The organism is Pseudorhodobacter sp., from assembly GCF_034675685.1.
Taxonomy (GTDB): domain Bacteria; phylum Pseudomonadota; class Alphaproteobacteria; order Rhodobacterales; family Rhodobacteraceae; genus Pseudorhodobacter.
The window spans coordinates 637,017-647,374 of sequence record NZ_JAUCDA010000002.1 but is presented as its reverse complement, the minus strand read 5'-3'; the positions used below and the strand labels follow the sequence as shown (position 1 = coordinate 647,374).

Genomic DNA, 10,358 nt, shown 5'->3' with positions numbered 1-10,358 from the left:
TATTTCTTTCAAAAATGCGAAAATACGCGGTTCGAGGCTTATTTTCCTGGTTTCTGGCGGGCCAGGCAACCGCTTCTTGCAGGCTTCAACTTGGGAATCGGCGGCAAAACGCTATTGCTGGCCAATGCAGACCCAAACGGGCTGCGATGATTTTGGCGAGTTGGGCGTCAGGATCGGGGTTTCTTGGACTTGGGGGCGCTGCTGCCAGATCGCCTGCTGTGATATGCCTTGAACAGCGCCTCTCGCACGCCCCCCAAACGGTAGCGCTTGATCACATCATATAAGGCGCTGATTTGCGGGCATTCGCACAGATCAGGAACAAGGCCATGGGGCGATGATGAGGCGCCGCAATTGGTTCGGCGGTTTTTGGCGCCGGGCTACACCCAGTAGGTTGCCAACGGATCGGGGGCATGCGCCTGCGCAAAACGCCGCCACATAGCGCCTCAAAGCGGTTTTGGCACCCCTTACCCCTTGACCCTGCCCTATGCCACACCGATGCTGGTACAAGATTTTCAATCGGAGAACCCATCCCATGACCCGGCGCATTTTACGATCAACATCTTTAGCCGCCCTATCGGCCCTTGTTACCGCCCCCCTCTTTTCGCCTGCCTTTGCCGATGTAACGGCGGACGAGGTTTGGCAAAACTGGAAAGTGCTTGGTGCCTCTTATGGCCAAACCTACACGACCGGATCGGAATCGCGGTCGGGTGATACATTGACGATTACGGACCTGACGATGGATATGGCGGGGGGCGATATCAAAATCACGGGCACCATTCCGCAAGTCGTCTTTCGTGAAACCGGGGATGGGCGCGTCGAGATCACCATGTCCAACGACTATCTGCTGACAATGCAAAGCAAGAACGGGATGGACAAAGACCTGTCCAACACCATCAAGATTGGCCAGAATGGGCTGATAATGACTGCCAGCGGCACCCCTGCCGCGATCAGCTATGACATGATGGCTGACTCGGTTGCCGTAAACCTGGCGGATTTCATGGTTGATGGCAAACCCAGAGACATGGAAGTTGACGTGAACCTGTCAAAGATGTCGACCAATTATCAGGTCACACCAGGGGATATGACGGGCATAAACTCGACCTTTGCGGCCCAGGGGCTTTCGTTCCGGATGCTGGGGCAGAATGAGGATGGCGAAGGCAAGTTCGATATGTCCGGCCAGATGAACAACCTTGCCGGGGCCTCTGCGGGGGCCATTCCCAAGGCCATGGAAAAGGGCGATCTGGGCGCAATGCTGGCCCAAGGGTTCACCACCGATGGTTCGGGCACTTATGACAGTGGCAGTTTCACCCTTGCCGCAACAGATCCCGACGGCAGCACCACCAATATAGACAGCACTTCAAAAGGCGGCAGCCTGAATGTATCGCTGGACAAGGACCGCATTGCCTATGGCCTGAACGGCAAAGGCGTGGCGATGAAGATGTCTGGCTCCTCGATCCCCTTTCCTGAGCTGACCGCCGCCTATGATGAGGCAGCCTTCAGCCTGCTTCTGCCCATCTCCAAAGGCGAGGAGCCGAAGGATTTTGCAATCAATGCCAAGCTTCAGGGCCTGACTGTGTCCGAAATGATCTGGGCCATGTTCGACCCCGGCGCAACCCTGCCGCGTGATCCTGCAACACTGGACATCGCGCTGAAGGGCAAGGCCAAGCCCTTGGTCAATCTGCTTGATGCCGATAAAGTGGCGATGATGGGCGAAAAGCCTCCGTTTGAGGTAAGCGTGCTGGATATTGACGCGCTGCAGCTTTCCCTTGCCGGGGCCGAGTTCAAAGGCAATGGCGCATTGGCGTTTGACTACAGCCAACCCCCGGCGTTGGGCGGCGTCGCCCCAATGCCAACGGGCAAGATCAACCTGTCACTGACTGGCGCGAATACGCTGCTGGGCAAGCTGCAAACACTGGGGCTGATTGATCAGGAAATCACGATGACCTTTGGCATGATGGCAGGGATGCTGGCCAAACCTGGCCCGACCCCTGACAGCCTTGTGTCGGAGGTGGAAATTCTAGAGGGCGGCAAGATTTTGTCAAACGGCAATCCATTGCCATTCTAAGCCCGGACTTGGCCCGCCAAACCAACCGGGGCAGCCTGCAGGCTACCCCTTCTTTTAAAATATGTTGTGCTTGGTCAGAGTCACATAGTCAGCCAAGGCAGCATTTGCCGTGCATAACCTATTCAGGGTATTGGCGACTGTGATTATGTGCAACACGCCCTGGCTGCGCCTTGCTTTGCCCTGCTTGGCGGCTTACCTGCCTGATGCAAACCTGACCCCCGGAGGCCCGATGACCCGCTCGCTTGAAAAGCTGACCGATGCGCTGCTGCTGGCGGCAAAACACGCAGGCGCCGATGCGGCGGATGCGATTGCCGTTGAAGGCATTGCCACCGCGATTGATATTCGCGCGGGGGCGCTGGAACAGGCTGAACGGTCCGAAGGGGTGGAACTGGGGCTGCGGGTGCTGATTGGCCGGCGACAGGCTTGCGTGTCGGTATCGGACACTTCGGCTGCCACACTTCAGGCGGTGGCTGAACGTGCCGTTGCCATGGCCCGCGAGGCCCCCGAAGACCCCTATGCAGGGCTTGCCGATCCCTCACAACTGGCGCGGGGCTGGGATATGGCCGCGCTGGACCTGTGCGACCTGACACCCGAGGCAAGCGCCGCCGCGCTGGAGGCCGATGCACGCCGCGCCGAAGCTGCAGCAATGGCCGTTGCAGGCATCACACAAGTTGAGGCCAGCGCGAGCCAATCGCGCCGCCAAATTCACATGGCCGCCAGCAATGGGTTTTCGGGCGGATACGCGCGCTCATCACGGTCGCTTTCTGCCGTGGCCTTTACCGGTTCCGGCACAGGGATGGAGCGGGACTGGGCCGCCGAAGGCCGCATCCACGCCGCCGACCTGCCCAGCGCCGAGGAGATCGGCGCCTTGGCCGCCCACCGCGCGCTAGAGCGGGTCGGCGCACGCAAACCCAAGACCGGGGCCTATCCCGTACTTTATGATGAGCGCATTTCTTCGGGGCTGATCGGGCATCTTTTGGGCGCAATCAACGGGGCCACGATTGCACGCGGGTCAGGTTGGCTGCGGGATGCTTTGGGCCAGCAAATCTTGCCCGGCGGGCTGTCGGTGATTGAGGATCCGCACCGCCCCCGCATTTCCGGCAGCCGCATGTTTGACGGCGAGGGCCTGCCAACCACGCGGCGCGCCATTGTGCAAGATGGCGTGCTGATGGGCTGGGTGCTGGACCTTGCAACGGGCCGCAAGCTGGGCATGCCCAGCACCGCCAACGCGGCGCGTGGCACCTCTGCCCCGCCCTCGCCCGGCACCTCGAACATAGACCTGACGCAAGGCAGCAAATCGCGCGCCGATCTGCTTGCCGATATGGGCACCGGGCTGCTGGTGACCTCGCTTATCGGCTCATCCATCAACCCCACCACCGGCGATTATTCGCGCGGGGCCTCGGGGTTCTGGGTGGAAAATGGCCAAATCGCCTTTGCGGTGAATGAATGTACCATCGCGGGCAACCTGCGCGATATGCTGCTGCGCATGACCCCCGCCAATGACGCGCGGCTGCATATGTCTACCCGCGTGCCATCTTTGCTGGTCGAAGGGCTGACGCTTGCCGGTGCCTGATCTGGCTGGCGATCTTGACCTGCTGGTCAATGCTGCCCGCGATGCGGGTGTGATTGCGATGCGCTATTTCAGGCGTTCCCCACAGGTCTGGGACAAGGGCGATGGGGCCGGCCCGGTGTCCGAGGCTGATCTGGCAGTAAACACCATGCTGGCGACCCGCCTGCGCACGGCACGCCCGGATTATGGCTGGCTGTCCGAGGAAAGCCCCGACAGCGCCGCCCGCCTATCATCGCAACGCTGCTTTATCGTCGACCCGATTGATGGCACCCGCACCTTTATTGATGGCCAAGACAGCTTTGCCCATTCGCTGGCGGTTGTAGAGGCGGGCGAGGTAATCGCTGCCGCTGTCTACCTGCCCGCCAAAAACCGGATGTACAGCGCCCATGCCACATCGGACGCGTATTTGAATGGCCAACCCATCCGGGCCAGCCTGCAAGCGCAGGTAGCAGGCGCAACGGCCCTGACCTCCAAGCCCAACATGCTTGCTGCGCACTGGCCCGGCGGTGTGCCGGATTTGCGCCGGTCCTTCCGGCCATCGCTGGCCTACCGGCTGTGCCTTGTGGCCCAAGGGCGGTTTGACAGCATGTTTGCCTTTCGCCCGACATGGGAATGGGACATCGCTGCCGGTGCGCTGATCGCCACACGCGCCGGGGCCACGGTCAGCGATGCCAAAGGGGCCGCGCTGCGGTTCAATGCCCCCGAGCCGCGCACGCCAGGGGTGATTGTGGCGGCTCCTGCGCTTCATTCGGCACTGATTGCACGGCTGGGCTGACCGATCGCAGGTATTTATGCCAAGATGAACGGGGCCAGATCAAGGCAGGTGGCCTAAAGCTGCATCAATACTTTTGCGTGCTGTCTGTCTTGGAAAGACGCTTCATTGCCCTTGGCCTTTTGGCATAGGATGCGCATATAAGAAGCAACGGTTTTGACGAAAGAGGGACGTAATGTTGACATTTGGTGACAAATCGGGCGCGGCACAGGCTGCCTCTGACGCAGATCTGATCAAGGACGGGACCGAAGCCACATTCATGGCCGATATCATCGAAGGCAGTGCCGAAGTTCCCGTGATCGTGGATTTCTGGGCACCCTGGTGTGGCCCGTGCAAGCAGCTTGGCCCAGCACTGGAGGCGGCCGTGACGGCGGCCAAGGGCCGGGTGCGCATGATCAAGATCAACGTGGATGAAAGCCCGAATATCTCGGCGCAATTGCGTATCCAATCCATCCCCACCGTCTATGCGTTTTTTCAAGGCAAGCCGGTTGATGGTTTTCAGGGCGCTTTGCCCGCCTCTGAATTGAAAGCTTTTGTTGAAAAGGTCGCGGCCCTGGCGGGTGATGGCGGCCTGGCCGACGCGATAGAGGCCGCCGAGGCGATGCTGGCCGAGGGCGAGGCCGCCGACGCATTGGAAACCTTTACCGCAATTCTTGAAGAAGAGCCGGAAAACCCTGTTGCCTTTGGCGGCGTGTTGCGCGCGCATCTGGCGTTGGGCCAGGTCGCGCAGGCCGAAGCGTTTTTGGCCGATGTCCCCGCCAAAATCGCTACCGCCAAAGAGATAGAGGCCGTTCGCGCGCAAATCGCACTGCTGCGTCAAGCCGAAAACGCTGGCCCCGAGGCCGAACTGCGTGCGGCTGTTGAGGCGGACCCGGAAAACCTTCAGGCCCGGTTTGACCTTGCACAGGCGCTGCATGCTGCGGGCAAGGTAGAGGAAGCGGTCGACATGCTGCTGGACCTGTTTCGCCGCGACCGGGACTGGAATGACGCCGCCGCCAAAACGCAGCTTTTCACGATTTTTGACGCATTGTCGCCCAAGGACCCGATTGTCCTGAAAGGCCGCCGCAAACTTTCGTCGATGATATTTGTCTAAATGAAAATGCGGCCTATCTGCCAATCATGAAACATATATCCGACTTGCCCGATACGATCCCAATCTTTCCGCTGCCCGGTGCGCTGCTGCTGCCCCGGGCGCGCTTGCCGCTGCATATATTTGAGCCGCGCTATTTGCTGATGCTGGAAGATTGCATGAAAACCTCGGCGCGCCTGATCGGCATGATCCAGACGCGCGAACTCCCTGCCAGCCATGGCAGAGGAGAGCCAAAGCTGCAGGCCATTGGCTGCGCTGGCCGCCTGACCGGGTTTTCCGAAACCGAGGATGGGCGCTATATGGTCACGCTTTCGGGTGTGTCACGCTTTCGGGTGCGCGAAGAGGTAAGTGGCGTTACACCCTATCGCCGCGCGCGGGTGGATTGGCACGGGTTTGAGCGTGACCAGGGCGGGGCCGAGGAAGATGCAGGCTTTGATCGTGCCGGCTTCATGGATTTGCTGCATCGCTTTTTCGATTCCATGGACCTGTCTACTGATTGGGACAGTCTGGCAGAGGCGGATGAGGAGTTGTTGATCAACTCTCTGTCCATGCTCTGCCCCTTCTCGCCCGAGGATAAACAGGCGCTGCTAGAGGCACCAACCTTGATCACCCGGCGTGAAACCATGGTAACCCTGATCGAATTTGCCCTGCGCGGCGGCACTTCTGAGGAGATAATGCAATGACCACCGAATCCCCCGCAATCGACCGCCGGATGTTAGAGGCGCTGGTATGCCCGATGACACAGACAACCCTGTCATATGATGCAGCGGCGCAAGAACTTGTGTCCAAAGCGGCTAAAATGGCGTTTCCTATCCGCAACGGCATCCCGATCATGCTGATATCCGAAGCGCGGGCGTTGGACTAAGGGGGAACGATGCGCACCATCTGGATCTATGCTGCGTTTGTCCTCGGGGTGCCTGTCATCGGCGGCGCGATAGGGCTGATAACCCTGCCGGGCGCATGGTATGCCGGGCTGGCAAAGCCATGGTTCACCCCGCCGAATTGGTTATTTGGTCCGATGTGGACCACGCTTTATCTGCTGATCGGCTGGGTCGGTGCGCGCAAATGGTTGCATGGCGGTTCTGTGGGGCTGTGGTGGGCGCAAATGGCGCTTAACTTTCTGTGGTCACCGGTGTTCTTTGGCATGCAGCAGCCCATGGCGGCCTTGGTCGTAATTATGGCCATGTGGCTTGTTATCCTTGGGTTCATCGGGCGAGAATGGCGGGGCGACCGCCTGTCTGCTGCGCTGTTCATACCCTATCTGGCATGGGTCAGCCTTGCCACCGCGCTGAACGCCGGGATTGTTGTGCTGAACTAGGGCCTATCTTTCTGGCTGGCGTCGGGCCGGCAAAACGCAAGAAACCCCTGCTGCCTCTCAAGAAAAACCTGCCGCGCCAAGACCCCTGGGGCGCATGGCGCGGCAAGGTAGTGGCGATCTGTCAGGTATTTTCCGGAACGTCTTAATTGTCGTTGATGTCGCGGTCCCAGATCTTGGCCTTGCTGGCCTGTGACCCCAAAAGTTTGCGCGTCACAAGCCATGCCGCCAGGGACGCCAAGGCAAACACCAGCAAGGTTGCGGGCAGGGTTGCGCCCAAAACCCCGATCCCCACCAAAAACCCCGTCGCCACCGCACCAAGGGCAAAGCCAAGGAAGATATAGCCGGGGGCCAGAACTTCCAGCACCCCAAGCGCAAACCCCGCGACGATCCAAACCCACCAGAGGGAAAACCAGCTCATGTCCGGCCTTTCAGCATCTTGAACGCATCACCAAACGCCTCCAGCGCTTGCGCTGGCACGATAATCGTTTGTTTGCCGGCACCCTGGCCCACGGCCGTCAAGGCCTCAACCTGTTTCAATGCCACCTGATATTGCGCCGCCTCAATGCCGTTCATCTTGATTGCTTCGGCAATCACACCAGTCGCATAGGCCTCGGCATCTGCCAGAACCCGGCGCTGCTCGGCCTCGCGCTTGGCTGCATATAGCTGCGCATCCGCGTTCAGTTCCACTGCGCGTTTCTTGCCCTCCGCCTCGGTCACTTGCGCCCGCCGTGCGCGCTCGGCATTCAACTGCTGCAACATCGCCGCCCGCGTCGCCTCATCAAGGTTCACGTCCAAAATCTCGGCCCGCGTTACCTCGATCCCCCAATCATCAACCATGGCCGCGACCAGTTCCCGGACCATTCCGATCAACTGGGTGCGATTGGATTGCACCTGATCCAACTCCATCTTGCCGATCTCGCTCCGCACGATTCCGGCCACAGTTGTTGCAATCGCGCCATCGACATCGCGAATCCGGTACACCGTCTTTTCCGGTTCGGTAATCCGGTAAAACACCGATGTTTCCACCTTTACCAGCACGTTATCCGCTGTAATCGCGTCTTGCAGCGCATTCGGCAACTGCCGCTCCAATATCGAAATCCTGTGTGCGATCTTATCCAGAAACGGCACGACAAAATTGATCCCCGGCCCAAGAACCGCGTGCAAGCGCCCGAACCGTTCCACCACATGCTTTTCCGATTGCGGTACAATCCGCACGCCCAGAAAAATACAGACAATGATGAAAATGGCGACCGCCAGATACACCGCATTGCCCCCGATAAATTGCTCGATATCCATGATGAAAACCCTTTGAAAGCCACCTGTTCCCTACATGGCCGCAAGATGCCCAGCAACGCAAGAGGCTGTGCCAGACTGTCAGGCCGCGCAGCACGCATCAAACCTGTTTCGGGCCGTAACCGAACCGCCGCAAAAAGACGGGCCAAGGGCGCGCCGATTCTGTAGCATCGGCCCTACAACGGCCAGACAAGCAACAGCAGAGGCATGCTGACCGCAATCACCAGCAATTCCAGTGGCAGCCCCAGCCGCCAGTAATCGCCAAAACGAAAGCCGCCGGGGCCAAGGATCAAGGTGTTGTTCTGATGCCCGATGGGGGTAAGAAACGCACATGAGGCGCCAATCGCCACCGCCATTAGAAAGCTGTCCGGGTTGACACCAAGCGTTGCAGAAATCCCGATGGCAATCGGGCACAGAACCGCCGCAGTTGCAGCGTTGTTCATCATGTCAGACAAGAACATGGCGGTTATCAAAACCACGGCCAGCGCCGCGATGGCATTGCCTTGCGCGATGGTTTCAACCAAAAATCGGGCCAGCAGATCGGCGGCACCCGTGGTCTGCATCGCACCGGCAACCGGAATCAGCGCGGCCAGCAAAACAATCACGGGCCAGTCGATCGTGGTATAGATCTGGCGCGGCGGCACAGTCCGCAACAGCATAGAGGCAAGAACTCCAAGCGCAAAAGCTGCAGCCGCAGGCAACAGCCCAAAGGCCACGATCCCAATCGCCCCCAGCATGATCGCCCCCGCGATCATCGCCAGACGTTTGTCGGGGATGCGCAATTCGCGCGCGCCCAAAGGCACACAGCCCGTATCATTGATGAATTCGGCAATCATCTCGGCGGGGCCTTGCAGCATAAGCAGGTCGCCGGATTTCAGCTTGAGATTGCGCAAGCGTGACCGTGGCGGATGCCCCTGCCGCGAGACGGCCAGCAGATTGATTCCATAGCGCGTGCGCAAGCGCAGATCACTGGCCGACCGCCCGACGATATTCGAGCCGGGCAAGACAACCAGTTCGCGCAACACGATATCCTCATCCCGATCCTTGCTTTCCTCTGCTGCCTCATCTTTTGCCTTCGGCCCGTCCTTGCTTGTGCCAGAGCCGTCTTTGCTTGCTGCCGCTGCGTCTTGGTCTGCCTGTTCTTCGGCCTTTTCCTGTTCCCCCAGCTTGAGGCTGAAAACCGAAAGGGTTTCGGCAAGCCCATCGACATCGGTATTCAGCGCCAGAATATCCCCCTGCCGGATGCGCCGCCCACCATGGGGCGCGGTTATGCGCACATCATTTCGCTCAAGCCCGGCGATCTGGACGCCGCTATCCTTGATCTCGGCCTCAAAGCTGCGCAGGGTCAAACCAATGGCCTTGCTTTTTTCAGGAATGCGCACCTCGGTCAGATAGGTGCCTGTCTCAAATCCATCGCCAACGCTTGGTTTGCGTGCAGGCACCAGCCGCCAACCGATTGTGGCCGTGAAAAGCACACCAAGGGCCGCAACCACCACACCAACGGGGGAAAAGTCGAACATGGCGAACGGGCCCAGCCCTGCCGCTTCTCGAAAACCTGACACGATCAAGTTGGGCGGCGTGCCGACCAGCGTGGTCATGCCCCCCAGAATCGTGCCAAAGGCAAGCGGCATCAACACCTGCCCCTGCGTCAAATCCAGCCGGTTCGACAATTGCACCGCGATCGGCATCAAAAGCGCCATCGCCCCCACGTTATTCATGAACCCCGACATAAGCGCGCCCAGCCCCATCAGCGCAAGCATGCTGACCAGCCGGCCAGCGTTACGGGGCAGAAAGCTGCGCGCCAACCAATCGACGGCACCGGTGTTGTGCAACCCCTGACTAAGCACCAAAACACAGGCGACCGTGATCACGGCCGGGTGGCCAAAACCGGCAAACGCCCGATCAGCCGGAACCAGCCCGGCAATCACGCAAGCCATCAGCGCGGCCAGCGCGACCACGTCATGCCTGAACCGCCCCCACACAAACAGCCCCATCATGGCAGCGAGTACAGCAAAGAGCAGCATTTGTTGCAAGGACATGGGATTCGTCTTCCTGTTGCGATCGCCGCATGATGATACGAACCGGCCCGCTAAAGCGTTTTGCCTTAAAGCCTTCCTCACATATCGCTGCCTGAAATCAAAGATTTCAACGCGTTATGTGATAGGCCTTGTTTCAAGTTAAAGGCGAAACGCTATCGTGAAGTCTGGGCCTGCCATGTTCAGCGCATAAGAATTATTCTGCTGCCCTGTT

At 59.5% G+C, this 10,358-nt stretch carries 10 protein-coding genes; 7 read left to right on the top strand and 3 right to left on the bottom strand.

Going from position 1 to position 10,358, the window contains the following annotated elements; all coding sequences use genetic code 11:
- The first annotated feature begins 532 nt into the window (after window positions 1-532).
- The 7 genes from VDP61_RS03015 (at window position 533) to VDP61_RS02985 (ending at window position 6,815) form a co-directional block, all read left to right on the top strand.
- Window positions 533-2,065 (top strand): DUF2125 domain-containing protein, encoded by a 1,533-nt coding sequence (locus VDP61_RS03015; RefSeq protein ID WP_323005455.1) that lies wholly within the window; start codon window positions 533-535, stop codon window positions 2,063-2,065.
- A gap of 229 nt (window positions 2,066-2,294) precedes the next feature.
- On the top strand, window positions 2,295-3,638 hold the full coding sequence (locus tag VDP61_RS03010) for a TldD/PmbA family protein (RefSeq protein WP_323005454.1): 1,344 nt from the start codon (window positions 2,295-2,297) through the stop codon (window positions 3,636-3,638).
- Entirely contained in the window at window positions 3,625-4,410 is a 786-nt protein-coding gene (locus tag VDP61_RS03005) for a 3'(2'),5'-bisphosphate nucleotidase CysQ (RefSeq protein ID WP_323005453.1), read from the top strand. Before VDP61_RS03010 ends, VDP61_RS03005 begins: the two co-directional genes overlap by 14 nt.
- A 172-nt stretch (window positions 4,411-4,582) precedes the next feature.
- Window positions 4,583-5,500: a co-chaperone YbbN gene (locus tag VDP61_RS03000; RefSeq protein WP_323005452.1), complete on the top strand. Its 918-nt coding sequence runs from the start codon at window positions 4,583-4,585 to the stop codon at window positions 5,498-5,500.
- A 26-nt stretch (window positions 5,501-5,526) separates the two neighbouring features.
- Entirely contained in the window at window positions 5,527-6,180 is a 654-nt protein-coding gene (locus VDP61_RS02995) for an LON peptidase substrate-binding domain-containing protein (protein WP_323005451.1), read from the top strand.
- Window positions 6,177-6,362, top strand: a complete 186-nt coding sequence (locus tag VDP61_RS02990; protein WP_323005450.1) for a Trm112 family protein — start codon at window positions 6,177-6,179, stop codon at window positions 6,360-6,362. The genes VDP61_RS02995 and VDP61_RS02990 overlap by 4 nt, the downstream gene beginning before the upstream one ends.
- Window positions 6,363-6,371: 9 nt before the next feature.
- A complete protein-coding gene (locus VDP61_RS02985) occupies window positions 6,372-6,815 on the top strand; it encodes a TspO/MBR family protein (RefSeq protein ID WP_323005449.1) in 444 nt (147 codons plus the stop codon).
- A 142-nt stretch (window positions 6,816-6,957) separates the two neighbouring features.
- Here the strand turns inward: VDP61_RS02985 and VDP61_RS02980 are convergent, their stop codons facing one another.
- The 3 genes from VDP61_RS02980 to VDP61_RS02970 all read right to left on the bottom strand — a co-directional run bounded on the left by VDP61_RS02980 (window position 6,958) and on the right by VDP61_RS02970 (window position 10,147).
- Window positions 6,958-7,233, bottom strand: a complete 276-nt coding sequence (locus VDP61_RS02980) for a hypothetical protein (RefSeq protein WP_323005448.1) — start codon at window positions 7,231-7,233, stop codon at window positions 6,958-6,960.
- The gene (locus tag VDP61_RS02975) at window positions 7,230-8,111 is read right to left on the bottom strand and encodes an SPFH domain-containing protein (RefSeq protein WP_323005447.1); all 882 of its coding nucleotides are present in this window, start codon (window positions 8,109-8,111) and stop codon (window positions 7,230-7,232) included. Before VDP61_RS02975 ends, VDP61_RS02980 begins: the two co-directional genes overlap by 4 nt.
- A gap of 173 nt (window positions 8,112-8,284) precedes the next feature.
- Window positions 8,285-10,147 (bottom strand): SLC13 family permease, encoded by a 1,863-nt coding sequence (locus tag VDP61_RS02970; RefSeq protein WP_323005446.1) that lies wholly within the window; start codon window positions 10,145-10,147, stop codon window positions 8,285-8,287.
- Between the last annotated feature and the right edge of the window lie 211 nt (window positions 10,148-10,358).